At 66.4% G+C, this 26003-nt stretch carries 18 protein-coding genes and 1 tRNA gene; 9 read left to right on the top strand and 10 right to left on the bottom strand.

The window, feature by feature from the left end; translation table 11 throughout:
• Window positions 1–100 precede the first annotated feature (100 nt).
• The 5 genes from FOC40_RS02345 to FOC40_RS02325 all read right to left on the bottom strand — a co-directional run bounded on the left by FOC40_RS02345 (window position 101) and on the right by FOC40_RS02325 (window position 8921).
• Window positions 101–2983 (bottom strand): CshA/CshB family fibrillar adhesin-related protein, encoded by a 2883-nt coding sequence (locus FOC40_RS02345; protein WP_003795872.1) that lies wholly within the window; start codon window positions 2981–2983, stop codon window positions 101–103.
• 157 nt (window positions 2984–3140) lie between these two features.
• The gene (locus FOC40_RS02340) at window positions 3141–4742 is read right to left on the bottom strand and encodes a SpaH/EbpB family LPXTG-anchored major pilin (protein WP_155844109.1); all 1602 of its coding nucleotides are present in this window, start codon (window positions 4740–4742) and stop codon (window positions 3141–3143) included.
• 214 nt (window positions 4743–4956) lie between these two features.
• Window positions 4957–5850: a DUF58 domain-containing protein gene (locus tag FOC40_RS02335; RefSeq protein ID WP_003795874.1), complete on the bottom strand. Its 894-nt coding sequence runs from the start codon at window positions 5848–5850 to the stop codon at window positions 4957–4959.
• A 40-nt stretch (window positions 5851–5890) separates the two neighbouring features.
• On the bottom strand, window positions 5891–6880 hold the full coding sequence (locus FOC40_RS02330; protein WP_003795877.1) for an AAA family ATPase: 990 nt from the start codon (window positions 6878–6880) through the stop codon (window positions 5891–5893).
• 205 nt (window positions 6881–7085) lie between these two features.
• Window positions 7086–8921, bottom strand: a complete 1836-nt coding sequence (locus FOC40_RS02325; RefSeq protein WP_003795878.1) for a phosphoenolpyruvate carboxykinase (GTP) — start codon at window positions 8919–8921, stop codon at window positions 7086–7088.
• A 371-nt stretch (window positions 8922–9292) separates the two neighbouring features.
• On the opposite strand from FOC40_RS02325, the gene FOC40_RS02320 reads away from it, so the two are divergent.
• The 3 genes from FOC40_RS02320 to FOC40_RS02310 are packed head-to-tail and all read left to right on the top strand — an operon-like array spanning window position 9293 to window position 11430.
• A complete protein-coding gene (locus tag FOC40_RS02320; RefSeq protein ID WP_039929620.1) occupies window positions 9293–9925 on the top strand; it encodes a DUF47 domain-containing protein in 633 nt (210 codons plus the stop codon).
• A gap of 3 nt (window positions 9926–9928) precedes the next feature.
• Complete coding sequence (locus FOC40_RS02315; protein WP_003795881.1) at window positions 9929–10993, top strand: inorganic phosphate transporter; 1065 nt, start codon at window positions 9929–9931, stop codon at window positions 10991–10993.
• Window positions 10993–11430, top strand: a complete 438-nt coding sequence (locus tag FOC40_RS02310) for a septum formation family protein (protein ID WP_003795883.1) — start codon at window positions 10993–10995, stop codon at window positions 11428–11430. Before FOC40_RS02315 ends, FOC40_RS02310 begins: the two co-directional genes overlap by 1 nt.
• Window positions 11431–11612: 182 nt before the next feature.
• On the opposite strand, the gene FOC40_RS02305 is transcribed toward FOC40_RS02310, so the two are convergent.
• Window positions 11613–12863: an NUDIX hydrolase gene (locus tag FOC40_RS02305; RefSeq protein ID WP_003795885.1), complete on the bottom strand. Its 1251-nt coding sequence runs from the start codon at window positions 12861–12863 to the stop codon at window positions 11613–11615.
• 134 nt (window positions 12864–12997) lie between these two features.
• Entirely contained in the window at window positions 12998–13627 is a 630-nt protein-coding gene (locus FOC40_RS02300; RefSeq protein WP_003795887.1) for a hypothetical protein, read from the bottom strand.
• 31 nt (window positions 13628–13658) lie between these two features.
• Between FOC40_RS02300 and FOC40_RS02295 the strand changes: the two genes are divergently transcribed.
• The 6 genes from FOC40_RS02295 to FOC40_RS02270 all read left to right on the top strand — a co-directional run bounded on the left by FOC40_RS02295 (window position 13659) and on the right by FOC40_RS02270 (window position 23219).
• Window positions 13659–13730 (top strand) — tRNA-Lys (locus FOC40_RS02295).
• Between the two features lie 69 nt (window positions 13731–13799).
• Window positions 13800–15905 carry a PfkB family carbohydrate kinase gene (locus FOC40_RS02290; protein ID WP_003795889.1) on the top strand — a complete coding sequence of 702 codons (2106 nt, stop codon included), beginning with the start codon at window positions 13800–13802 and terminating at the stop codon, window positions 15903–15905.
• Window positions 15906–15908: 3 nt separating this feature from the next.
• The gene (locus FOC40_RS02285; RefSeq protein ID WP_003795891.1) at window positions 15909–17876 is read left to right on the top strand and encodes a hypothetical protein; all 1968 of its coding nucleotides are present in this window, start codon (window positions 15909–15911) and stop codon (window positions 17874–17876) included.
• A 15-nt stretch (window positions 17877–17891) separates the two neighbouring features.
• The gene (locus FOC40_RS02280; RefSeq protein ID WP_003795894.1) at window positions 17892–20750 is read left to right on the top strand and encodes an ADP-ribosylglycohydrolase family protein; all 2859 of its coding nucleotides are present in this window, start codon (window positions 17892–17894) and stop codon (window positions 20748–20750) included.
• 11 nt (window positions 20751–20761) lie between these two features.
• Complete coding sequence (locus FOC40_RS10820) at window positions 20762–21835, top strand: PfkB family carbohydrate kinase (protein WP_331251208.1); 1074 nt, start codon at window positions 20762–20764, stop codon at window positions 21833–21835.
• Between the two features lie 139 nt (window positions 21836–21974).
• Window positions 21975–23219 carry a multidrug effflux MFS transporter gene (locus FOC40_RS02270; RefSeq protein WP_039929672.1) on the top strand — a complete coding sequence of 415 codons (1245 nt, stop codon included), beginning with the start codon at window positions 21975–21977 and terminating at the stop codon, window positions 23217–23219.
• Window positions 23220–23589: 370 nt separating this feature from the next.
• Here FOC40_RS02270 and FOC40_RS02265 read toward each other — a convergent pair whose 3' ends face one another.
• From FOC40_RS02265 to FOC40_RS02255, 3 genes are all read right to left on the bottom strand, one after another.
• Window positions 23590–24450: an EamA family transporter gene (locus FOC40_RS02265; protein WP_003795899.1), complete on the bottom strand. Its 861-nt coding sequence runs from the start codon at window positions 24448–24450 to the stop codon at window positions 23590–23592.
• Between the two features lie 13 nt (window positions 24451–24463).
• Complete coding sequence (msrB, locus tag FOC40_RS02260) at window positions 24464–24868, bottom strand: peptide-methionine (R)-S-oxide reductase MsrB (RefSeq protein ID WP_003795901.1); 405 nt, start codon at window positions 24866–24868, stop codon at window positions 24464–24466.
• 81 nt (window positions 24869–24949) lie between these two features.
• A complete protein-coding gene (locus tag FOC40_RS02255; RefSeq protein WP_196773359.1) occupies window positions 24950–25966 on the bottom strand; it encodes a hypothetical protein in 1017 nt (338 codons plus the stop codon).
• Window positions 25967–26003: the final 37 nt, after the last annotated feature.

Raw genomic sequence — 26003 nt, 5'->3', positions numbered from 1 at the left:
GAGGTTGCGGAGGCACTCGGCGTTGCCGGTGCGGTGTCGGGAGCTGGAGCCATAGCGCGCGTGCGCCGGGGGACCCGTCTCTCGGGTCCCCCGGGGCGCATCATGCCGTGCGGGCCTTACGGCGCCTGATGGCCGCGGCCGCGCCGGTGGCGCCTAGGCCAGCGACGATGCCGCCGATCACGTAGGCGTCAGCGCCAAAACCACCGGTAAGCGGGATGGCGGGAACACCCTGCTTGTCGTTGGTGATGGGCGCGAAGGCGTAGTCGAGCGCATCCTTAGTGATGGTGAAGGGTCGCGGCGTCGCGTCGAGGCGGTAGCCGGCCGGGGCCTTCTTCTCCGTCAGAGCATACGCAGTGTCACTCCACGGCAGGCCCGTCACCGCGAAGAAACCCGCGGCAGGGTCGGAGTCGTAGTAGGTCGCGCCCGCCGGCTTGGGGCACTGGGCAGCCGAGGCGGCCTTGCAGTCCATGATGGTCACGGCGCCCGGCAGCGCACCGCCGCTGATGGTCCACTCCGAGCCTTCCAGCGCGGTAGCCGTGTTCGATGCGTCGACCTTCTTCCAGGTGAGTGATCCGGTCTTGCGTTCGTTGACGACGGCGGCATTCAGGGTTGCCTCGAGGGAAGCGGGGGCGATCTGCGGGAAGGTGTATGCCTGCAGGTTCACCTGGTAGCCGACGGGGGCGCTGGTCTCACGCACGGTGTAGGTCCCCCACTTGAGGTCCTTGATCGCGAAGGATCCGGGGGCCGGATCCTGGTCCTTGTAGGGCTGGGCGGGGCACGGGCCGGCGGTGCAGTCCTCGACCGTGGCGTTGCGGGGCACACTCGGCCCGGTCAGAGTCCAGGTGGTGCCCGCCAGGGGTGTGATTCCGTCGGAGTCGACCTTATTCCAGGTCAGCGAGCCTGGCTTCGCGGTGTTCGTGATCGTGCACAGGACGCGGTCGGTGCCGCGCACCTGGAGCTGCGCCCGTCCGTCCGTCGTGGTGCCACTGAGGGACGAGGAGTAGTTTTCGCCCACGGTTCCGGGGGCCTGCTCGCAGCTCCACTGGCCCATCTCGTATCCCGCGCCGGCGGGGTTGGCGGTGGTCTCGGAGAGGTCGTTGTTGCCGGTGCGCACGACGGTGGGCCCTCCCGTAGTGCCGTTGCCCGTCGCGGTGTAGGTGCCCGCGCCGCCGGTGAGTGTCCACTGGTCGGCACCCAGGCCCGCGACCTCGGCGGTGGCGTACTTGTTGTCGACGTTCTTGACCAGCTGCAGGGTGGGAACGCGCACTGCGACGCGGTAGTCCTCGACCTCGCCGGTGGCGGTGCCGCCGACGGGCTTTTGGCCGTTGCCGTTGTTGTCGGCGGTGATGCGCAGTCGCATGTAGGTGGCGCTGCCGACTCCGTCCTCGCCGTCGACGGAACGCACGACGTCGGCGGGGACCGTCCACGACAGTTGCGCCTTGCCGGATGCGCAGGGCGCCTCGTTGGACTTCTCACCGGCATCAAAGGTGCCGTTGTGGTTCCAGTCGATCCAGCCGGCCACCTTGCCCGCGCCCGCGCACGTGGGGGACAGGTTGTAGGTGGCGCCGGGCTGGGTGCGGATACCGTCGGCGGGTAGGGTCACGGAGTCTTCGTCGTTCGTCGAATCGTCTATATCGTCGCCGAGGGCGTCGGCGCTGAAGGGTTGGTTGGGCTCGGCATCGATGTAGGCGCCGAGGCGGGGGGACACCCTGTCCATGTTCATTCGGGCCTGGGGGGAGACCTTGAAGAGGTCGGTGGTCGAGCGAACCTCGCCGCCCTCCCAGGTGGGCTGGAAGACGGAGGAGGCGATGCCGTATGAGTCGGGGGCGTCGCCGTAGTCGGTGGCGACCACGAGGCCGAGCGCAACGGCGGAGTAGCCCGCGCCCTGCATGGTGACGGTGGCGGAGGTGGCGCCCTCCATGAACATGACGGCGTCGGGGCCTCCGTAGCCGTTCGGCTTGGAGTAGGTGCCGCCCGACTGGTAGACGCATTCCTCGTCGGAGGGCATGAGGCGCAGGGTACGCCCACCGTCGGAGACGATGCCGTCGGTGGTGACCTGCTTGCCGGTGTTCTTGCTGATGCAGGCGCGCGAGCGCATGGTGTCCAGGACCCTCCAGCGCGGGGGCCTGTTGCCGTCGGTCTTCTTCACGGTGGCCTGGACCCACTCATCCTGGCGGTCGCTGGTGGCCCAGCTCTTGATGCCGAAGCGCCTGGAGGAGGCCTCGGCGTCGGCGAAGACGAGGCCCTGGATGGGAACGTTGGTGATCGTGCCGTCGCTGCCGTAGATCTCGGCCTTGCAGCTGTAGTCGACGCTCACCCGGGCGTTGTAGCCGGTGGGTCGGTGGTCGGTGGTCTGATCCCATTTCTTGCCGTCCCAGGCGTTTCCCCCGTTGTAGGCGTATCCGTTGGCCAGGCCGATCACCATCTGATTCTTGTTGACGTAGTCCTTGGGGTAGGTCAGCCCGGAGTGCCACACCTCGGAGCCGTCACTCCACGAGCCGGGTCCGCCGACGTTGTAGAGGTTGTCCAGGGCGTCGCCCGCCCAGGCGCCCGGGATGGTGGCGACCAGGGGCCCCTCGGTCTGCTGCTTGGGCGTGCCGGGCGCGGGGGTGTCGTGGGTGAGGTTGGACAGGGTGCAGGTGGTCACCAGGGAGCCCGCGTCGCCCAGGTCGCGGTGGTTGATGAACTCCTTCGGCCCCTCGCCCACGCCGAGGACGGGGACATTGGGCTTCTCTTTGCCCTTGAAGTCCTTGTCGTAGTCGGCCCACTGGAGCCACTGGATGGAGTCCTTGAAGCGTCCCATGCCCCCCGTGGCGAAGGTCGCGGGCAGAGACCCGCTGGGGACTCCCTCGGCCGCAGCCTGGGCAGGCTGGGCCGCGTTGGGCAGGATCGGCGCGGCGGTGACGGCCGCGCAGACCGCGAACGCGACCGCGAAGCGTGAGAACCGCGTGGCGCGGCGCTGTGTTCGGGCGTGCTGGGTCACTTCAACTCCAATGATTAGTTCGACGTAAATCGTTTTCGCACAAGTATTGACTGGGACGGGCCACGGGTCGGCACGATCCGAGAGCCATTCTCGCGGCCGCGCCGACCCGTGCGGGGCCCGGTTCTTCAGCGGAAGGAACCGCTGAAGAACCGGGGTATCAGGCTTCGCTGCGCTTGCGCGAGCGGATCACCATAGTGGAACCAACGGCGATGAGTCCCAGAGAGATGCCGCCGATGGTCATGAGCAGCTGGCCGTTGGCACCCGTGAGGGGCAGCTGGGGAACGGGCTGCTTGTTGTTGGCGATCTCCGCACTGTACGTGGCAGCGGCGAGGGTGCCCTTGGAGACCGAGATGCCGGTCGTGGTCTTCTGCGGCAGGACGTAGCCCGCGGGGGCCTCGACCTCTTCGACGACGTAGCAGCGCTTGGTCGCGCCCTGGGAACCCTGGCCGGCGGAGCCAACGGAGTCGCCGACGTAGAGGCCGTCGATTGCCACGAGGCCCGCGTCATCGGAGACGAACTCGGTCTTGTTATTCACCGTGATCGGGTCGCCGGCCTTGGTAGCGGCGGAGCAGTCGGCGGCGTAGGGCTCGGTGGCGTTGTAGACCTTGAACTTCGCGCCCTTGATGCCGGTCTTGGCGGCGCCGGAGTTAGCGTCGAACTTCAGGAGCTGGGCGTTACCCCAGTCCGTGGAGACCTCGGGGGAGGTCGGCGGGTTGTTCGGCTCGGTCGGAGGAGTCGACGGCGGCTCGTTCGGAGGAATGGCGCCGTAGTGCGTGTCCTGCACCAGGTTGGCCTTGTTCTTGATGGTGCCGTCGCCGATGGCAGAGACCGTGCCGGAGAAGATCGCCTCAAGCTTCTTGTTGGGGTTCTCCTTCAGCTTGGCCAGGCCGGCGCGCGTGAAGGAGACGACGACCAGGCCGCCCGTGTTGGACTGCACGTAGTCGGTGTTCTCGGCCAGCGTGTCGGCACCCAGGGTGATCTTGTCGACCTTGCCGTCGGCGAGGCGATCATCCAGGCGGTCGCGGATGTAGAAGTAGGTGAAGTTCGTATCAGCGTCGAGGCTGGGGATCGTCGTGGAGACGGGGAAGGTCACGCGCGAGCCGAGGCCCACGCCGTTGACGGTCTGATCGGAGATGGTCTTGTCGATCTCGATCTTCTGGTTCTTGGGGTAGGCGTGCACGTCGTAGAGCCACTTGCCCTCGCCACCGTTGGTGGTGTTGGGGAAGGGGATCGTGACGACGAAGGGCTTGGCCTTCTCGACGATGTTGGCGGGAGCCTCGGTCTCACAGACCAGGTACGCCGCGACGGACAGGCCAGCCAGGGTGGTCGTGCCGCCACCCGCGGTCGTGCCCTCGGCGGAAGCCGCGGTGTCGACGGCGGGCGCGTTGTCGCCCAGGGTCGGGTGGGCGGGATCCGCGCAGGCGTTGGACGGGACGTTGTCGGCCAGGGCGGCGAGCTTGTCCCAGTCGGTGGGCTTGGACAGGTCCAGGCCCGAGACCTTGTAGGCCTTGAAGGTGACGCCGTCGACGCCGTCGCCACCGGAGTCGGCGGTGCCGTCAACCTTGCCCATGGTGCCCGTGGCGTTCTTCAGGTGCTTGTGGACGACGATCGAACCCGTAGCGTTCTGGTTGATCGTGCCGTAGGCCGGATCCTCGGCGAAGGTGGCGACGCTGGTCGCAACGACCCCGGCGACGCCGAGGCTGAGAGCACCCGCGGCGGCGATCATTCGCCGCCCGAGGGGCGCGTACTTCCTGCTCACTAGTCTTCCTCTCATAACTTCCGCACTATGTGTGACGGGATGGATGGTTCAGCAACAAATATATGAGAGGTGACCCGAGAAAACTATGATTGCCGGGAAATTTGAAAGCTATCTCACGACCCCATGTAAAATACCGGCAATTCTGTGCGCTAGCTCTCAGTTGAATACCACTCGGTAGAGAGACGCGCGGCGACCACGGGGGACCAACCCCTGTTTATCTGCGGGCTCCCGAGCGCTGCAGCGCCCTGAGCAGCGCCCGCGGAACCTCCTCCGAGGAGCCCACGCTCACCTGGATGACGCCGCGCATGTCAAGCATGTGCGCGACAGCGGCGCGCCTTTGCTCAACAACCATGCTCGCCTCGCGGGCCAGCTGTTCGTCCCTGCGCAGAAAGTCCGGAAGGGGCCCCTCGTTGACGTCGATAACGGTTTTATCCTGGTCAATATCCGCCGGATTCATGTCGGCCACCGACACCTGGATGACCTGATGGCGCACGCTCAGCGACTTGATGATGTCATCGGACAGACGCGTCGGCTCGGGCTGGGTTGCGTCCGTGACGATGACGATGAGGCTGCGGCGTCGGGTCACCGTCCGCGCGCGCGCCAGGAGCTTGGGCACATCCGAGTGCGGGGAGGACAGCGTGATGTCCTCCTCGATGCGGCGCATGATGGTTTCGGCGTGGGCGTTGCCGGATCGGGCAGGCATGAAGCGCACGCGCTCGGCGTCACCGGCGACGAGGCCGATCTGGTCTCCGCGCGCCACGCTCAGCCATGCGATCGCCTCGCATGCGGTGAGGGCGACCTCTTCCTTGGACTCGCCCGACGGGGCGAGAGCGCCCATTTCGCGGCCCGTGTCGACGACGAGCATAACCTGCAGGTTCGCCGTGGCCTCGTGCCTCTTGATGACCGGCGAACCAGTGCGTGCCGTCGCCGCCCAGTCGATTTCGCGAACGTCGTCACCGGGCTGGTAGGGCGCCAGGTCCATGAACTCCCAGCCACGGCCCCACCTCAGCGCCGAATGCTGCCCCTCCATGACGGACAGCAGCTTGCGCAGGACGGGCAACTGGATCCGCGTCGACAGTGCGTGGATCTCACGCGACCTCACTGGCATGCTGGTTCTCCTGGTGATCGCCGGTCCACGAGCGCCCCCGTCACGGCACCGGAACCGCGTTGAACACCGCGTCGATGAGCCCCTCCACCGACACGTTGTCGGCGAGGGCATCGAAGGTACGAATGATACGGTGCCGCAGGATGCCGTAGCGCAGCTTCTTGATGTCGTCGGGAACCACGTAGTTGCGCCCATCCATGAGGGCCAGCGCCTGGGATATCTGCATGAGTGCGATGGCGCCTCGCGGCGAGGCGCCCACACGCACGTGCTTGGTCCAACCCGGCAGCGGATTGGGTCCGGCGCCCCTCGTGGTGTTGATGATGTCGACGATGTACGCCTTGAGCGTGCTGTGCACGTAGATGCGTCGCGTCAGGTCTTGGAGCAGCAGCACGTCCGTGATGGACACGGGCTCGGAGGAGGTGGGCAGGCTCATCACTCCCGAGTCGATGCGTTCAAGGACCTCAAGCTCCTCGACGGGGGCCGGGTAGGTGATGATCTCCTTGAGCAGGAAACGGTCCATCTGCGCCTCGGGGAGGACGTACGTTCCCTCCTCTTCGATGGGGTTTTGGGTGGCCATCACCATGAACGGGCGGGGAAGGCGGTGGTTGACTCCGCCGATCGTCGTCTGCCCTTCCTGCATTGCCTCCAGCATCGCGGACTGAGTCTTCGCGCTGGAACGGTTGATCTCGTCCATCAGGACCAGGTTCGCATGGACGGGTCCCAGCTGGGTGACCATCTCACCCGAGGCCTGGTTCCAGATTTGAGATCCAACGATGTCGTTGGGCATGAGGTCCGGCGTGCACTGGATCCGGTGGAACGTTCCCGACACCGCCGAGGCCAAAGTCTGGGCTGCGGTGGTCTTGGCCAGACCGGGCACCGACTCGACCAGGACGTGACCGCCTGCCAGCAGGCATGCCGTCAGCGCCGTCCGCAGATCCTCCTGCCCGACAACTTTCGCCTGGTAGATCATGGTTATGCGGTTGAGCATGTCCTTCGCCTGGGCGAGTTCCGCATCTGTGAGGTATTCGGCCACGAAGTCTCCTAGTGGGCACGGGAAAAGTGGTGCTGTGGTTAGTTTAGTGCGCTCACCACGTTTTCGGGAACCCGTGGGACGGGAGCGCCCGCTCCCCTCGTCCAGCGTCTTGGACGCTACCGGGGACGGAGGGGACAAGCAGCGGGGGACCCGACCTTTCGGTCGGGTCCCCCGCTGCTCCGCTTGAAGCGGACGATGCTGCGGCTCAGGCCTTCGCGGCGGCGATGCGCTCGCGGAACTTCGCCAGCTGCTCGGTGATGGCGGCGGGGAGCTTATCGCCGAACTGTGAGAAGTACTCCTCCGTGTCGTCCATCTCGGCGGCCCACGCGTCGGGATCGATCGCGAAGAGCTTGGCCCACACGGCCTCGTCGATGTCCAGGCCGTCGAGGTTGAAGTCCTCGAACTTCGGGTAGCGGCCGGTCACGCCGTCGATCGCCTCGACCTCACCGGCCGCGCGACGAACGATCCAGTCCAGGACGCGGGCGTTGTCGCCGTAGCCCGGCCACATGAAGTTGCCGTCCTCGTCCTTGCGGAACCAGTTGACCTGGTAGACCTTCGGGAACTTGTCGCCCAGCTTGTCCTGCATCTCCAGCCAGTGACCCCAGTAGTCGGCCATGTTGTAGCCGCAGAAGGGGAGCATGGCGAAGGGGTCGTGACGCAGCGAACCTGCCTTGACGTCGGTCGCGGCCGCGGTGACCTCGGAGGCCACGGAGGCGCCGATGAACACGCCGTGGGCGGGCTCGTACTGCTCGGCGACCAGCGGGACGTTGGTGGCGCGGCGGCCGCCGAAGAGGATGGCGTCAACCGCAACGCCCTCGGGGGCTTCCCAGTCGGGGCAGATGATCGGGCACTGCGAGGCCGGAACGGTGAAGCGGCTGTTCGGGTGAGCAGCCTTCTCGCCGGACTCAGGCGTCCAGTCGTTGCCGTGCCAGTCGATCAGGTGCGCCGGGACCTCGCCGTCGATGCCTTCCCACCACACGTCGCCGTCGTCGGTCAGGGCGACGTTCGTGAAGATGGAGTTCGCCTTGCCGGTCTCCATGGCCATGGGGTTGGTCTTGTAGGAGGTGCCGGGGGCGACGCCGAAGAAGCCCGCCTCGGGGTTGATGGCGCGCAGGCGTCCATCCTGGCCGGGGCGCATCCACGCGATGTCGTCGCCGACGGTCTCGACCTTGTAGCCGGGGATCGTGGGCTGGAGCATGGCGAGGTTGGTCTTGCCGCAGGCGCTCGGGAAGGCGGCGGTGACGTGGAACTGCTGGCCCGTGGACTCCCGCGTCAGGCGCAGGACGAGCATGTGCTCGGCCATCCAGCCGTCGCGCTTTGCCATCGTCGAGGCGATACGCAGGGCGAAGCACTTCTTGCCGAGCAGGGCGTTGCCGCCGTAGCCCGAACCGAAGGACCAAATCTCGTTGGTCTCGGGGAAGTGGGTGATGTACTTCTCGTCGTTGCAGGGCCAGGTCGAGTCTTCCTGACCGGGCTCGAGGGGAGCGCCGACGGAGTGAACGGCGGGAACCCACACGCGGCCCTCGTTGATGAGGTCCATGGCAGCAGCACCCATGCGGGTCATGATGCGCATGTTGACGACAACGTAGGGGGAGTCGGTGATCTCAATACCGAGCTGGGAGATGGGGCCGCCCAGGGGGCCCATGGAGAAGGGCACCACGTACATGGTGCGGCCCTTCATGGAGCCCGTGAACTTCTCACGCAGGATGGCCTTCATTTCCTTGGGGTCGGCCCAGTGGTTCGTCGGGCCAGCGTCCTCTTCCTTCTCACAGCAGATGAAGGTACGGGACTCAACACGCGCAACGTCGGACGGCTTGGAGCGAGCCAGGAACGAGTTGGGGCGCTTCTCCTCGTTGAGCTTGGTGAACATGCCGCTCTCGACCATCTGAGAGGTCAGGCGATCCCACTCCTCCTGGGAGCCGTCGGAGAACTCGATGGCGTCAGGCGTGGTCAGCTCAGCAATTTCAGCAACCCACTTGATGACATCTTCGGGAGCGTTCGCCGGAGCGGCTGCACGCACGTCCTGTTCGGTCACGGACATTTTGCCTCCTGAGGCATTTCGGATTGTCGAGGTCGCAGTTGCGTCCTCGATTGACAGAATCAATCATGCCGGACCCCTCACCCGCGCTTGCGGGAGCTTGGTCCCGGTCACACCTCAATCATAGTCGAACACGTCACACACCGCCCGACCGATAGGGACCTTCAACCCACCCACAAGGGTCTTTATGAAGGCCACACCCCGCCCCGACCTCGTGGATGCGACGGAAGTCATCCAATCACCCATCGTCGTGAGATAGAACACCGATTATGGGGTCGCAATTCCATCTCTGAACTTGAAGTCTCACCACCCCATGACCGACGATTACACGTAGCACAACAGTGCTGTTCACCATTGGAAGGACCGAATACACCATGGGACTCCGTTCTAAGACCCAAGGCCCTGACTTTTTTGAAGATCTGACCTCTCAGGCCCGCCAGCTCGTGCAGGCCGTCGAGTTCCTCTCGCACATCTACGCCGCCTCCCCCGAAGAGCGCATCGCCCTGCGCGATCAGCTCCACGAGGTTGAGCACCGCGGCGACGAGCTGAACCATGCGATCGTTCAGCGCATTAACTCCTCGTTCATCACGCCTTTCGACCGCGAGGATCTGCAGTCGCTGGCGTCGCACCTGGACGACTGCCTCGACTTCATCGACGAGGCCGGCGACCTCCTGGTCGTCTACGGCATTGCCGACATCCCCTCCTCCCTGGTCTCCCTGCTCAACGAGCAGATCGCGGTTATCCAGCACTGCGCGGACCTGACCGCCGAGAACATGCCCAAGCTCAAGTCGCCCGTGGACATGCGCGACTACTGGATCGAGGTCAACCGCCTCGAGAACGAGGGCGACCTGGCCTACCGCCGCACCCTGACGGCCCTGTTCGACTCGGGCCTTGACCCGGTCACGATCATCAAGCTCAAGGACATCGTTCAGGGCCTCGAGTCCTGCGCCGACGCGTTCGAGGAGCTGGCCAACGTCATCGAGTCCCTCGCACTGAAGGAATCCTGAGCCGTGGATCTGAATCTGATCCTCGTCTGCGTCGTCATCGCCGTCGCGCTGTTCTTCAGCTACACCAACGGCTTCCACGACGCGGCGAACGCGATCGCGACCTCCGTGTCGACGCGCGCGTGGACTCCTCGCGCGGCGCTCCTCATGGCCGCAGCGATGAACGTCATCGGCGCCATGATGGGCACGGCCGTCGCAAAGACTGTCGGCAAAGGCATTATTTCGATCAGCGACTATGCCGAGTCTCCCATGGTGGAGATGCAGCAAAAGGGCCTGGTCATTATCCTGGCCGCCCTGCTGGGCGCCTGTATCTGGAACCTGATCACCTGGTGGTTCGGACTCCCCTCGTCCTCCTCGCACGCCCTCATTGGCGGCATGGTGGGCGCGGGCCTCATGAGCGGCACTGTCGTGCACTGGTGGGGCATCATGAGCCACGTCGTGATCCCGATGTTCGCCTCCCCCATCATCGGTTTCGTCATCGGCTACATCGCCATGAAGATCGTGCTGTGGGCGCTGCGCAAGGCGCAGTATCACCGCACGATGCGCCGCTTCCGCGCCGCTCAGCGTTTCTCCTCGGCGGCCATGGCTCTGGGCCACGGCATCCAGGACGCGCAGAAGACGATGGGCATCATCGTCATGGCGCTGCTGGCCGGCGGCTACGGCGAGCACCACAACATCCTCGATCCCATCACGGGCGAGATGAACGTGCCGCTGTGGGTCAAGGTCTCGGGTGCTCTGGCGATTTCGCTGGGCACGATGGCCGGCGGCGGACGCATCATGCGTACGATCGGCCGTAAGATCATCGACCTGGATCCGGCTCGCGGCTTCACGGCCGAGGCCGTGTCCTCCTCGATCCTGTACCTGTGCTCCTACGTCATTCACGCCCCCATCTCGACGACGCAGGTCGTGTCGACGGCGATCATGGGTGTGGGTTGCACGAAGCGTTTCTCGGCGGTTCGCTGGGGCGTCGCGGGCAACATCGTCATCGCGTGGTTCCTCACCCTGCCGGCCGCCGCCCTGGTGTCAGGCATCGTGTACCTCGTCGTGGCGCTGCCTCTGGGAGTTCACTGATGCGTGGTCGCTTCGTCGTGACAGCTGCGGTAGTGGCTCTTGCCGCCGCCCCGCTCGCGGCATGCTCGGATTCGTCCGTCATGCACATGCGAGTCGGGCAGTGCATCCTCCTGCCGGAGGATAAGAGCGCGACCACGGCGACGACGATCGATAAGACCAGCTGCACGGGCGAGCACGACGCTGAGGTCTTCGCCTTGGCGTCCGCGCCGGACGGGGATTTCCCGGGCGCCGAGGCGCTCAACCGGCAGGCCGAGACCGAGTGCATTTCCGCGTTCGACGCGTACGTGGGGTCGGATTACCTGACCTCGTCGCTCGACGCAACGTGGATGATCCCGACGAAGGATTCGTGGGCGCAAAACGATCGATCGATCGTGTGCCTGGCGCGTCCGTTGGATCATTCGAAGCTCACCTCGTCGGTGAAGGAGTCGGGCCTGTAGGGTCCGTCGACCCTCCGAACGTCATCGGGTGGTGTGTGACCTTAGGTCGCACACCACCCGATACTTTTACGTTCTATCTACTGCGAATGCGACCGATGCGGATCACTCTTTATCGAAGGCCGCTCTTCCACACCGCTGCCTCGCGGATGGAGAGGAGGCGGCTCGGCTTATGCCGGGCCGCCTCAGTGCTTCTTGGAGGCCTTGCGCGCGCGGGCGGCGGGGTCCTTCGTGGTGACGCCGTGCGTTTCGAGGGCGGCGACCGTCAGGGAATCACCGGCGTGTTCGACGTGGGCGACGAGGACCTGGCCGTGCCTCAGGCACGGCGCCTCGCCGCCGGCGACGGGAGCCGACGCGTAGGCGCGGATTTCCTCGATGATGGCGTCGCGAGCCGTTCCCGCGACCGACAGGACCGTGGGGGACGCGTGCTCGCGCAGGCGCTCGGCCGCGAAGGCGCGGACGCGTCCGAGGCGCGCCTCGCCGTCGATCTGTGCGTCCGGACCGGAGACGGCCAAGTCGAGGGACTCGACGAGCGTCACCGAGCCCCCGCCCATCGACGCCCACGGGGTGAGGCTCTGGCGCGAGCGGGCTGCCGGCGACGCGAAGGCGCGGGCCACGCCGAAGCTCGAGAGCAGGTCGATGAGGTCGAAGGCCTGGCGCACGCCGAATCGGCTGAGCGGCGGGTCGACGGGTTCCGGCGCGGTCTCAACCTTCTTCGCCGAGCCCTGCTCCACCTGGGCGGCCCTCCTGGCCGCGGCCGACGCCACCATCGCTGGGGTCGGCGCGGGGCGAGGCTTGGAAGGAGCCGCTGCCTCAGCAGGTGCCGCGGAACCGCCGGAAGAAGCGGAAGGAGAGGCGGTCGCGCGGGCGCCCCCGGCCTCGTCGAGGCGCGGAGTAAGGCCCTGCCCCGGACGCAGGACGAGGAGCGTGGTTGTCACGAGGCGGCCCTCGCGGGCGCGGGCGACGATGTCGGCGAGGAGGCGGCGGTCGCCTCGGCGCGTGAGCATGTCGGCGGCACGCTCGGGCGAGGTCCACGCGGTCTGGTCGATTTCGGTGCGCGGGGCGCGCGCGACGGGGGCTCGCAGGCGCTCGGACGCGTGACCGGCGGGGACGGGGGTGCCCACCCAGTAGTGGACTTCCTTGGTCTGTCCGCCACCCAGGCGGTAGCGCTGGGTCGTCAGAGGCGCGCCGAGCGTGATGATCTGGCCTGTTTCCTCCTCGACTTCACGCACGGCGGCGGCGACGAGGGATTCACCGTGTTCGGTCTTGCCCTTGGGCCAGGACCAGTCGTGGTAGCGCGGCCGATGAACCATGAGGACTTCGATGTCCGCTGGGTCGATGGACTCGCCGGGGACAGCGACGCGCTCGGGGTCCGTGAAGCGCCAGACAAGCGCGCCCGCAGAGCGAACGAGTCGCTGGGGGCGGGGGGCTGGCATCGGACGCATAGGGACAAGGGTAGTCGCCCGCGCGCGCCCGTGCCCTGGTGGGCGCGCCACGTCACCCCGGTTCGGGCCTTCCACGAGGCCGTCCAGGGTACGCCGAGATCAGCAACGACGCAGCGAACGCGGGGTCAGTCGAGGGTGCCGACGGCCGCCTCGCGCGCGGCGACATCGAGTTCGTCGGCAGTGACCAGCAGCGCGGAGTGACGCATGGTGACGCGGTGGGCGAGCGGGTCGGCGGGGTCTTCGATCCACAGGGCCCCGGCCTCGCCGGCGGCGAGCACGCGCATGGCGCGCGAAGCCTCGCCCAGCACGTATTCGAGGTCGTCGTCGGTCAGGTCGCCGCGCAGCAGCGAGTCGACTTCCTCCATGATGAGGCTCAGGGGCCGCAGCTCGACGGGGGCTTCGAGGCCCTGGATGATGGGCGCGCGCGAGCCCTCGGCGTAGCGCTCGGCCACCAGGAGAGGGTCACGGTGGTACCACTCGTGCAGCAGGTAGACGCGCCACAGCGCGCCGGGGAGGGTGAACTCTGGGCTGCGCGACCACACGTGCGCGATCGTGTCGACCCCGCTAGTACGCACGGTCTCGCGCAGGCGAGCCACGTCGGCGTCGGTGAAGGTCTCGTCGCCCACGCCCATGAGGGCCCAGGCGGCGGTGTGGGCGACGGCGGCGCTGGCCGCGGGGTCTTCGTCGCCGATGATGGCGTCAGCCCTGGCGGCGTCAAGCATGGCGGGGCGTCGCGGCATCTTCGATTGGGCCATGTGGACTTCTTCCTCCTACAATGGGGCTGCTGGGCCTATAGCTCAATGGTAGAGCAGCGGACTTTTAATCCGTAGGTTGGGGGTTCGAGTCCCCCTGGGCCTACTGGTCGCCTCGGGATTTTCCGGGGCGTTCACGCTATCTGCGGGCGCGCGCCCGCGCTGGAGGTGCAGCATGGATCCTCGTCTTTCTCACGCGCATGGCGCCCTGGCCGGCCTGGCGCTCGGAGACGCGCTGGGCATGCCGACGCAGGAGATGTCACCTGCGCAGATCCGCGCGGTGTACGGGCGCATCACCGGCCTCGTCGACGGCGACGCCTCCCAGCCCTACGCGCCGGGGATGCCGGCGGGGTCGGTCACGGACGACACGGAACAGGCGCTGCTGGTCGCGTCCCTCTTAATACGAAGCCGGGGCTCGTCCTCGGGTCGCGTTGCCCTCAATGCGGTCGAGTTCGCCCACGCCCTGCTGGCCTGGGAGGATTCAATGATCGAGCGAGGGTCACTCGACCTGCTGGGCCCCTCAACGAAGGCGGCACTCGAGCGCGTGCGCGCGGGCGAGGACCCGCTGACCGTAGGCGGCGAGGGCACCACAAACGGCGCGGCGATGCGCGTCACCCCGATCGGTATTGCGGTCTCGACGGAGGATCCGGAGGCCTTCGCCGAGGCCGTGTGGTCGTCGTGCCGGGTCACGCACGCGACGCGACAGGGCTTCCAGTCGGCTGCCCTCGTGGCGGCAGCCGTATCCATGGGTATTGACGCGACGCGCTCACCATCCCTGGATCTGAGGGGCCTGCTGTGGAAGGCCCTCACCTACGTCGATTCCCTCCCCGATCGCGGCGCGTGGACCCCAGACCCGGACGTCATTGCCGCGACGCGCAGGGCCATGCAGCTGGCCGTCAACCCCGCCTCCTCATCCCTGGAATGCCTCGTCGAACAGGTGGGAACATCCGTGGCCTCGGCGCACGCGATCCCTATGGCCTTCGCGCTGCTCGCGCGAGATCCCTCCCCGCAGGCCCTCCTGGACGCCGCCAACATCGGCGGGGACACCGACACAATCGGCGCGATCGCGGGCGCAATCCTGGGCGCGGCCCTCGGGGTCGAGGTTCTCCCCACAGACAACCTCTCGATGATCGAGGAGATCTCCCACCTCGGCCTGTCCAGCGTCGCCGGGGATCTCCTGGCGCTGCGCGATCAGGCGCTTGTCGGGCGCCCGGAGGACGCTGCAACGGATGCCTCTTCAGACGCCAGGCCCGAGGTTTCGCGCGGCGTCACTTCTCCGGAGGAGCCAGCCCCCACCTCGTCGCCTGCCTCCCCCGCGGGCCGCGTGGTCCTCATGGGCCAGATCCTCGTGGACCGGGTCCTGCAGGGCACCGGGCCGATATACGGCGGCGGCTCTGGGCGGGGCACAGATGAGGGCATACACGTTGGGGCTGGTTTCAGCGCCCTCGTGGCCGCTCGCCGCATGGGAGCCGAGGCCATCTCCCTCAGCCCGATCGGTGACGGCCCGAACGCCTCGCTGATCGAGGAGGCCCTCAAGCGAGAGGGAATCGTCGACGCAGGCCCGCGGGTTCCAGACTGCGACAACGCTATGCGCACCGTGCTCATTGCGCGCAACGGCAGCTGCACGATCATCGCGACGAAGGGCGCGGAGGCGATGGCACCTGAGAACGTATGGGCAAACTATGTGTGCTCGTTGCACCCCGTGGATGTGCTGTATATCGATGGGTCCCTGATGGATCATCCTGCCAACAGGATTGCCGCAGAGAATGCCCTGCGCGCCCTGCCCGAGGGCGTACGAGTCGTCCTCGACGTCTCCCCCACCATCGGTATCCCGAACGGACTGCCCTCGAGCGCCATCATCTCCATGAACTACGAGGAATCGCAGGTTCTGTGGACCAGGATTCCAGAGAAGGAACGACAGTTTCTCTCCTGGACGCCAGCAGATAACGCGGCAACAACGTTGGCCTCGCGACTTCACCGCGACGTACTCGTCCATAAGGATGCGAACGGCGCTTACTTCGCACCGTATGCCCCCTCGGATGCTCTGCCCACCTTCCATATCCCAACCCCGAGAATCCGGGCCGTCGACAGCAACGGCGCTGGCGATGCCCACTCAGGCGTTCTCTCCGCCTGCCTGACGCAAGGGGTCTCCCTCAAACGGGCGCTCCTGTTGGCCAACTGCGCGGGAGCCCTGGCATCAACCGCAGCGGGGCCCGCAACATGCCCACCCCGAGCCCAGATCGAGACCGCAGCAGACGCACTGGCCGAGCAGGAGGACTGAACGATGGACCCACGTCTTGACCGCGCCCAGGGGCCCACGATCGGATTCGCTTTCGACCACGTCCTCACGATGGATACCTTGGTCGAGAACGGCAACGAGGCGGCAAGCCTCAGCGAGCGCATCCTCGCGCTGCTGAGGCTCCAAAATTCCGCAGAAAAGCCCTCGTTCCCCTCCATGAAGTTGTCATCCCACCGGTTGGCTCAGCTGCTGGTCCACGCCGCCCAGGCTGGCTCATACACGTCAACCTGCGGCCGGCAGGCCTTCGCAGACGCCGTATGGAACTACTGCGAGGACGAGGAACCACATTGCCGGGAGTTTCAGGCGGCAACACTGGTCGCAGCAGCTGTTTCGCTCGGCCTCGACAGCCCGAACCTTAGCGTCGAAGACACCCTGGTCCGCGCTATCGATGTCGCTGCGTCGTTGGAGCCACGCGGAGAGTGGAGCCCGGAGCCTGACGTCGTAGCCGCGACGCGCAGGGCAATGAACATCGTCAGCGACATGAACGCAAGCGCCGAGTCGCCCCTTGAGCGTCTCGTCGAGGAGATCGGTGCGGGCGATTCGCTCTCGCAGATCGTTCCCATGACCTTCGCCCTGGCCTCCCGCTACCAGGACCGCCGCATCCTGACCTCTCCCCTTCGGCTAGGGGTTCACTCAAGCACAATCCTTTCCACCGCATGCGCCCTGGTCGGAGCGGTGCGGGGCGCAGATTTCCTACGCTCCTACGGGGCACGCATGGTCGAGGAATCCCTCCGATTTGATCCGAATGAGAACGCGAAGAGAATTCTCTCCTGCCGGGTCCCTTACCCGGGCGATCCCCTCGTCCCTGACGGGCCCTCGTGCCCGATCGCACCGTCGGGCCCCTCCTCGTTCGAGGACACCGATTCTGGCGAGAACACGCGCCAACGCTACTTCCCCTCCGTAGCCCCACACGTATCCCTCAAGGCGCTCCGCGCCGACGCTCAGCTCGGACGCGTCGTTTTCCTCGGCGAACTCTTCGCTGACCACATCATGCACGGGCACAAGTACCCAGAATTCGGGGAACACGTGTGGGCGTCGGACCGCGGGTGGACCGCGGGAGGTTGTTACAGGGCCATGGAGGCGGCTCGCCACATGGGCGCTCAGGTCGTCTCGCTGTGCCCAATCGGGCAGGGGCCCAACGCGCGGATCATCGCGCAGGCCCTGCGACGTATGAACATCATCGACGCGGGCCCTCACCTGAGCGGAGTGGATAACGGATACCGCCTCCAGTTCTCTGCCGACGAGGGGTACCGCATGATCCTGCGCGGGACCAATAGCGACTGGCATATGACCCTCTCGACGACCACCCCACTTCCCTCCCTGGCATCGCGCGAGTGGGCGGAATCCCTCCAGGCCTTGGGTCCCTCGGACATCCTGTGGATCGATGGGGCTCTCATGGGACACGAGCCCACGGCACAAGCCTTGAACGAGGCCCTACGAGGACTTCCCGAACACGTGCGCGTCGTATTCGACGGGGCATCGGACGAGGGCGTCCCCGGCAATCTCCCCCTCGACAATGTTCTCGTGTCGCTACGAGTCGGCAACCATACGACATTCAGGGAGCATTTCGGCGTGGATTCTTCTCTCGCGCGTTACAACGACCGGCCCGAGCATCAGGCAACAGCTCTCTGCCTGCTCAGCGAACGCCACATCGTCTTGCGCAACGCCGACAACGAGGCGCTGTTCGTTCGCCCCACGCTGGATGACGCCCGCATTCTGTCCCCTTCTCTCACGCGGGTTCCGGGACCTCCGTTCAGCCCAACGGTCAGGGCCGAGCGAATGGCGGACGTTCATTCCGGAACGCTGGCAGCCTGCCTCGCGCTGGGCATGAGTGCCGAACGAGGGGTCCTGCTGGCCAATTGCGCGGCTGCTCTGGGGACCCTGACCTCACTGTCCGCTCGAGACGCTATCGAGACGGCGGCCACTGGACTAAAGAGCCGCGATCAGGCCTGACAAGGAGAAACGAGAATGGATCTACGACTCCCCTACGCTCTTGGTGCGCTGGCAGGCTTGGCCCGCGCAGACGCAGCACATTCGGCCACGCTCGAGGTGCCCAACAGGCCCGTCGGCGCGGTCGTAACATCGGCGATAGCCGTTGCCACGCGACTCATGAAAGCCCCAGACGGCCTGCGCAGCATTCGCTCCGGACGTTGGTCAACCCCCGCCGCGAGCGCGGATGCTCGCCTCCTGTGTGCGATTCCGGTCGGCATCGCACTGTCGACGGTCGACCTCGAGGCCTTTGCCGAGACCGTATGGTTTGCGTGCGGGTGCACGAACCGGAACGAGTTCCAGTCCGCCGCACTTCTTGCTGCTGCGGTGTCCATCGGCATCAATACCCAACGTCGCTCCCACATCGACACCCTGTGGGACGCGGTTGATGTCGTGAGCGCGGTGTCCCCGCGCGGCGAAGAAGACGGCGGCGCGGACGTGCTCGAGGTGGCCCAGCGCACCCTGAAGGCGGTTGCCAATACCCAATCGGATCTGCGCTCGTCGCCCACGCCTGTACTTCAGGAAACGCTGTCAGACTGCACTCCCTCCAGCCGGATCGTTCCGCTCGCTTTCTTCTTGGCCGCCTCTCCACAAGGCGCCGACGAGGCCTCGAAGTGCTTCGCGTTGAGCGGCTCACCGGCGCTGTGCGAGGCGGTTGCGGAGACGCTTTCTGGGGTCTTTGCACCCAGCGGAGTACTCTCGGATCTCGATCTCGCACAATGTTCTGAGGACGTTCACGTGGACTGGCTGGGGATTGCCGGCCAGCTCCTCGAACTGTACCCTCCGGCTCCCATCGACTGGATCCGTCGAGCGCTGGGCGACGCCATTCCGCGCGTGCCCCGGCGTGACCCTTCCCCCTTCGAGGCGTCTGAATCTGGTGCGTCCACCCGCGCCGATGCCGATGACCAGAGCGCCGATGAACCGCGGGATTCCAACGCTGCAGGGGCGTCGTCTGGCCGGGTCATCATCATGTCTGAACTGATGCTGCGATTCGACCGACGTACCAAAGATGAGCGCATTCCCACAGGCGCTGAGTGGTCGACCCGTGAGGGCGTCCACCTCGCACGCCCCTTCCCGGCGATGCGCGCAGCACGCGCCATGGGGGTGGAGGTCGTCTCCCTCAGTCCGATCGGCGAGGGTCCCCGGGCCTCGATCATCGCTGATGCCCTGGCACGCGAAGGGATCATCGACGCGGGTCCGCGCGTCACTCGGTGCGACAACGGCTTTGCTTCACCCGTCACCACGCAGGCCGGGGGATATAAGAACGCCAGGATCAGCGGCATGCCCGAGGACGCATGGGACGAGGTCATCCGCACTTTGGGTCGCTCCGACGTGCTCTACATCGACGCGAGCATCGAAGACAACCCGCCTGTTCTAGCGGCGGCCGAGCATGCGTTGGCCCACCTCCCCCGTCACGTGCGCGTCGTCCTGGACGTGTCGGGAGCTTTCATCGGTCCGCGTTCTCTTCCGAACGATAACGTGCTGATGGTGCTGGACCAGGGGTCGGTGGAGCCCTTGGGCATGCGCTTTATGTCTGATCGCACTGCCTTCGATGCCTCCCGCGTCCCTGCTCACGCCGCGAGCTTCATCCTGTCCCTCTTCCATCGTTCCGCGCTCATCAGCACGATGACGTACGAGTCCTTCCTCGCGCGACCGCGCCACGCGACGGACGAGGCGAGCGAGCCACGAACCCGTTTCCATGCCCCTACCGTCGTGTCCACCGACCACGACGGGGCGTACAGCGTCTGGACGGGAGCCCTCGCGTCCGCCCTCGCTGAGGGGAACGCAATAGAGCGAAGCATCATCCTTGCAAACTGCGCGGGGGCCTTGGCCTCGACGATGCCCGGTCCGGCCTCGTGCCCCACGCGCGAACAGATCGAGGCCTCGGCTCGCGCCCTGCCAGAGCGAGACGATGTTGAGCTGGAGCGCCGTGCCCGCGCCCTCGGGGCCCTGGCGGGAGTCGTATTCGGCGACGCAATCGGCATTCCCGCTATGGGTATGCCGACGGAGCAGGTTCAGGAGCTCTACCATCGGTCTTCCTCTCTGAAGGATGCGCCCACCTCGCACCCCGCGATGCCAGGAGCACCCGCGGGAACACTCACTGCTGTCACGAGCGAGGTTCTCGCGTCATCATCGGCGCTACTCTCGGAAGGCACCTCCCCTCTCAGGGGCGAGGCCAAGGACCGTGCGGGTGATGAGCTGGCGGGTTCTCGCTACGTCCTGCGCGCTATTCCGGTGGGCATCGCGACCGTGACGACAGATCCCGAGGCCTTCGCGGAGGCCGTGTGGCAGGCCTGCGGAAACGAGAACCTCACCCGGCAGGAGTTCCAGGCCGCCGCTCTCGTCGCCGCGGCAATCTCGTTGGGCATTGACAAGAAAAACTACAGGGCCAGTGGAATCGTTTCTTTCCTGCAAGAAGTCATCAACTACGTGGCCGATCTTCCCCCGCATGGTTCCGCGAGCAGCGGGCCTGACGTGCTGCAAGCGACGTGCAAGGCGATTGGCATTGTCCTCCACTTCGGTGACGACATATACGAGCGCCTGCGCGAATCGATCGGCACGTCTGCGGATCCGACGCAGTCGGTTCCTGCTGCCTTCGCACTCGTTGACAAGAGCGAATCACGCTTCGCCGCTACCAACGCCGCTATCCTCGGCGGGGAGACAAGTTTGATCGCGGCGATTTCCAGCGCCGTTCAAGGGGCGATTTGCGGCATCACGATGTTCTCTCCCGACGACCTCGCCACCATCGAGAGGGTTTCCCACCCGGGCATAGCTCCCCTGGCCGAGCGCCTCGTCGAACGGCGGGTGCACGTCTCCGATGATGCGACATCCAACTGAGGAGAAACAGCATGATTCCGCTCTCTGATACCACCCATCCAATTCCGGACGCACAACCGACGCCTCCCTGCGGTCGCGGTTCAACCAACGGGAACGGTCCTGTCGGGCGGGTCGTCCTCATGGGGCAGATCCTCGTGGACCTCGCCGTGCGCGGCGAGGCTCTGCCCTCGCCGGGTGGTGACGTGTGGGCCATCGACGAGGGAATGCACGTGGGCGGCGGCTTCAACGCCCTCGTGGCGGCGCGGCGCATGGGGGCCGAGGCCGTCTCCCTCAGCCCAATCGGCGACGGCCCCTACTCCTCTCTCATCCAAGCGGCGCTGACGCACGAGGGGATCACTGACCTCGGGCCTCGCGTGACGGGCATTGACAACGGGTTCTGCATCGCGTTCACGGACCGCACGGGCGAGCGCACCTTCATCTCCACAAAGGGCGCCGAGACGATGGCACCCGCGAGCGCGTGGGCAGACTTCGTGCGCACGATGAATCCAGGGGATGTGCTCTACGTTGACGGCTACCTGATGGACCACCCCGCGAACCGCGAGGCTGCGGAGGCAGCGCTGCGCGCCCTCCCCGAGGGCGTACACGTCGTCTTGGATGTCTCCCCTGTCATTGGAATCCCGGAGGGACTGCCCTCTGACGACGTCATCGTCTCGATGAACCACAGGGAGGCTCAGGAGATCGTTCACCAGAGAGGCCATGCGAGCGTTCGCAACCGATGCGACCAGCCTCGCGAGGTGGCTCAAGGGGTGCTCGCTGTGCTGGATCGCCCCGTTCTCGTGCGCGCGGGAGCCGAGGGCGCATACTTTGTGCTCCCCGCCGGGACAGCCCCGAATGCCCGCAATGAGGACGTGATCCATGTCCCGACGCCTCGCGTCAAGGCGATCGACACGAACGGCGCGGGCGACGCGCATTCCGGAGTCCTGGCGGCCTCCCTCGCTCAGGGTATTCCCACCGAGCAGGCACTCCTCCTCGCCAACTGCGCGGGCGCCCTGTCCACGACGGTCGTCGGGCCGGCCTCCTGCCCGACGCGCGAGGAGATCGAGGCCGCGGCGGACGCGCTGGAGGCGAGCAACGACGAGGAGTGAGCGCGGTCGAGCCGTTCGCGCGGAAGGAGCGCTGCCAGCCAGTGCACATGTGTGCACGTCACCGCCTGCGACGTGCGAGATGCATCAAATATTCAACCGAGTCGTCTATTTTGCGCCCCCGAGGGTGCACAATCACATCATGACGAGTCACGACACCCAGGACCGCGGCGGGATCGTCGGCGGGGCGCTCACGGTTGCCCTGCTGATCACGCTGGCCGTACAGAACGCCGTGCCCCCGATGGCGACCGACATGTACTCAGCCGCGTTCCCGCAGATCACGGCGGACCTGGCGACGAACTCGACGATGCTCGGGTTCACTCTCACAACCTTCTTCGTGGGCTACGCGTCCGGCCAGGTCCTGGGCGGCGCCATCTCGGACCAGATCGGCCGCCGCCGCCCCATCATCGCAGGCGGCATCATCGCCCTCGTCGGCTCCATGATCTGCGTGTTCACGCCCAACATCTGGGTGCTCCTCGTTGGCCGAGTCTTCCAGGGCCTCGGCGGCGGCGTCGCCTCCTCGGTGGCGCGCGCGATCCTCGTCGACGTCGCGCACGGCAAGACGCTGGCTCGCGCGATGAGCCTCCTCCAGGCGATCGTCGGCTTCGCGCCGATGCTCGCCCCGGTCCTCGGCGCGTTCATCATCACGCACGCGACGTGGAGGGTCGTCTTCTGGGCGCTCGCCGCCTTCACGCTGCTCATGGCGGCCCTCGCGTGGTTCGTCGTACACGAATCCCTGCCCGAGGAGCGCCGCCACCCCGGCGGTATTCCACGGTTCTTCCACGGCCTCGTTCAGGTCGTACGCATCCGCCCCTTCGTGGGCTTCATGCTGACCAACGCCTTCTCGAGCTTCTGCATGTTCGGCTACATCTCGAACGCCACCTACGTGCTGCAGGGCCCGCTGGGCCTGTCCCCCATGGCTTTCGCATGGGTGTTCGCGTTCAACGCGCTGCTGTCGACCGGATTCGCTCTGGTCAACGTTCGCCTGATCTCGCACTTCACGCCGCGCACGCTCATCATCACGGGCCTCACGATCGCCGCGACCGGCGTGGTGACACTCGCGATCTCGATCTTCCTCCTCGACCTGCCGCTGATTCTCACGTGCATGGGCTTCGCGCTGGTCATGACGGCGAACGCGTTCATTTTCGGCAACTCGGCCGCGCAGGCCATGAGCGAGGCGCGCGAGCACGCGGGCACGGCCTCGTCCGTCATGGGCGTGTTCCAGTCGATCGCGAACGGCATCGCCGCTCCCCTGGCGACCTCGGGCGGCGACAGCGCCGTGCCGATGGTGCTCGTCATGATCGTCGGCTCCGCCGGTGCATGGTTCGCGTTCTGGGTGATCGCCCGCGGCGGCAAGCACACGCCCCGCCAGCTCAACCTCGACTGAGGGGCTTCAACACCCCAGGACAAAACCCATAGGAACCCCTCGAAAGGCCGACGCGCCCGGCTGTTGTTACAAACGTCGTCAATCCGCAGCATTTTCAACGCGTCTCCGACCCCGTATGTTACAAACGTCGTCAATCCGCGGGCTAAAACGCCAGAAAAAGCCGATTTCGGGCTCGGATTGACGACGTTTGTAACAAGGAGCGCTAAACCCCCTTGAAAAACGGGGTGGTTTGACGACGTTTGTAACATCGCAACGTGCGCGCATCCGACCGCCGGCACATCGGCAGGCGTTAGGCCGCACTGACGCGCACCTGAGGGATGGCGCGGACACACCGGCACAGAAAACCGGGAAAGTGCCCCGCCGAAAACCCTTAATCGCGCGAGGCCAGCCAGACCGCGACCGACACCAGGACCAGACCGATCAGCTCGAAGACGCCGGGGATCTGACGGAGCATGACGGCCCCGACCAGGGCGGAGGTGGCCGGCAGGATCGCGGCAAACAGCGCGAAGGTCGACGCCGCCAGGCGCCGCATCGCGAGCGCCTCGAAGGTGTAGGGAATCGCGGTGGACAGGAGGCCCACCCCGACGACGATGGCGATCAGCTTCCACGAGGCTAGGGGTGCCATCGCGCCCGGCCCGAGGATGGGCGCGAAAAACAGGGTACCCCACGCGCATCCGAGCGCCAGGTTCGTGACCCCGTCGCGCGTGGTCGAGGCCTTCTGCCCGACGACGATGTAAGCCGACCAGGCGAGGGCCGCAAGGAGAATCCAGGCGACGCCGACGCGCACGCTCGGCACGCTGAGGTCGAGGGCGAGCCCGCCGATGCACGCCACCCCCGCGAACGCGAGGACAGCGGCAATGCGCGGCCGCCAGCCACGGCCTCGTATGACGGCGACGGCAACCGGGCCGATGAACCCGATAGACACGGCGGTCCCCAGAGGGATCCGCGCGATCGACTCGTAGAACGAGGAGTTCATCGTCAGGATGATGACGCCAAAGAGCGCGGAAATAGCCAGGTCGGAGCGCGTGAGGCCGCCGCGCCACGGGCGCTTCCAGGCGAGGAGAACGATCGTGCCGGTCAGGACGCGCCACCAGGCGACGGAGGCGGGTTCGACGGACGCGAAGGCAATAACCGCGAGAGCCGCGCCCACGTACTGGATGAGGCCAGAGCCGACGATGTAGAGCTGGGGCGGGATGCGGTCGGTGACGGGGCGCTGCGCGGGCGCGTTCACTGGGCGGGCGCGTTCACTGGGCGGGCGCGAAGGTGAGGGCCGCCGAGTTCATGCAGTAGCGCATGCCGGTGGGCTGGTCGGGCGCGTCGGGGAACACGTGGCCGAGGTGGGAGCCGCAGGTCGCGCAGCGCACCTCGGTGCGGATCATGCCGTGGCTGGTGTCGACACTCTCGACGGTCGCGCCGTCGTGCGCCTGGAAGAAGGAGGGCCACCCGCAGGAGGAGTCGAATTTCGCGTCGGAGTCGAAGAGCTTGGATCCGCAGGCCGCGCACGAGTAGGTGCCGACGCGCGCCTCATCGAGGAGCTCACCGGTGAAGGGGCGCTCGGTGCCGGCCTCGCGCAGCACGTGGTAGCGCATGGGGCTCAGGAGCTTCTTCCACTCGGCGTCGGTGCGGGCAGCGGGATCAGTTGCGTTCATGGATCTATTGTCCCGCGCCGCCCGCGCCCTCGCACGCGTGCGGCCGCTTTCCTTGCGCGCCTCGATCGACGAGGCGGGGGCTCAGTCCGCGGTCACCGCTCCGGACCCGCGCTTGCCGAAGAGGCGCCGCGGAACGATCGTCACGCCCGACATGATCCAGAGCGCGCCGGTGACGAGCGCGAGACCGAGGAGATCGAGGACGCTGGGAACCTGTCCGAGCACGATGCCACCGACAACCATCGCAACTGCGGGGTAGAAGGCGTTGTAGCGGGCTGCAGTTCGCGTATATGCCCCTTGATCGCCGACGCGAAGCAGCACGGCGGGAATGATGAACATCAGGAGGCTTACCGCAACGATGACCGCGATAAAAGACCCGGTCAGGGCGGGAATTACACCGGAGACGGCGTCCCACACACCAAATCCCGCGGCGGCGATCGTGAGTCCCACCCCGCGGATCGTGCCGCGGTCGTAGCCGAGGCGCGGTACGGCAGCCTGCACCGCCGTTAGGAGCAACAGGGAGAGACCAGCAAAGATACTCGCCATCATGCTCGCCTGCTGCACATTGCCGTTAACGGTGCTCGGGGGTGCCTGGCTCACGAACGCGACCAGCCCCGCCAGGGCGAGAGCCAAGCTGAGGAAGCGAAGCTTCCCCCGCCCGTGGACCACACCAACAGGAATGATGATGGTCATCAAGAACACCGCAACGGTACCTACGAGCAGATGGTTCATCGCCGAGAAGACGAGGCTGGCGTACCCGACTTCCAGGAGCCCAACGAGCACGGCAATGCCCAGCCCACGCAGGTCGAGGCGCTGACGCCAGGGCCGTTTCCATACGAGGAGGACGATCGCCGCAGGGACCAGGATCATCCACGCAATGGTGATGGGAGTTGCGACACCCAGGATCGTTCCGGCCAGAGCAATACCGATGATCGGAAGAACGAGCCTGGCAGCGAGGGCAGCATGGTCGGCGCCAGTGACGTGCCCGCCGGGGGGATCGTTCTGGTCGGGTGCATCCTGCGGGTCGAGGACGGCCTGCTGGTCAGGGGCAGGATTCAGGTCGGGCATCTCATTGCGGGAGGCAGGATCGGGAGCGGTCACGCCTCTATTGTCGCGGACCGCCCGCGCCCACGCACAT

Source organism: Schaalia odontolytica, from assembly GCF_009730335.1.
GTDB classification, from domain to species: Bacteria; Actinomycetota; Actinomycetes; order Actinomycetales; family Actinomycetaceae; genus Pauljensenia; species Pauljensenia dentiphila.
This window is presented reverse-complemented; position numbering and strand designations above follow the sequence as displayed.

Bases quoted from the DNA above. Each gene is read 5' to 3' on its own strand.
- FOC40_RS02335 (WP_003795874.1), bottom strand. From the start codon at position 5,850: ATGCCAGTGAGGTCGCGTGAGATCCACGCACTGTCGACGCGGATCCAG.
- FOC40_RS02325 (WP_003795878.1), bottom strand. From the start codon at position 8,921: ATGTCCGTGACCGAACAGGACGTGCGTGCAGCCGCTCCGGCGAACGCT.
- FOC40_RS02320 (WP_039929620.1), top strand. From the start codon at position 9,293: ATGGGACTCCGTTCTAAGACCCAAGGCCCTGACTTTTTTGAAGATCTG.
- FOC40_RS02310 (WP_003795883.1), top strand. From the start codon at position 10,993: ATGCGTGGTCGCTTCGTCGTGACAGCTGCGGTAGTGGCTCTTGCCGCC.
- FOC40_RS02305 (WP_003795885.1), bottom strand. From the start codon at position 12,863: ATGCCAGCCCCCCGCCCCCAGCGACTCGTTCGCTCTGCGGGCGCGCTT.
- FOC40_RS02300 (WP_003795887.1), bottom strand. From the start codon at position 13,627: ATGGCCCAATCGAAGATGCCGCGACGCCCCGCCATGCTTGACGCCGCC.
- FOC40_RS02290 (WP_003795889.1), top strand. From the start codon at position 13,800: ATGGATCCTCGTCTTTCTCACGCGCATGGCGCCCTGGCCGGCCTGGCG.
- FOC40_RS02285 (WP_003795891.1), top strand. From the start codon at position 15,909: ATGGACCCACGTCTTGACCGCGCCCAGGGGCCCACGATCGGATTCGCT.
- FOC40_RS02280 (WP_003795894.1), top strand. From the start codon at position 17,892: ATGGATCTACGACTCCCCTACGCTCTTGGTGCGCTGGCAGGCTTGGCC.
- FOC40_RS10820 (WP_331251208.1), top strand. From the start codon at position 20,762: ATGATTCCGCTCTCTGATACCACCCATCCAATTCCGGACGCACAACCG.
- FOC40_RS02270 (WP_039929672.1), top strand. From the start codon at position 21,975: ATGACGAGTCACGACACCCAGGACCGCGGCGGGATCGTCGGCGGGGCG.
- msrB (WP_003795901.1), bottom strand. From the start codon at position 24,868: ATGAACGCAACTGATCCCGCTGCCCGCACCGACGCCGAGTGGAAGAAG.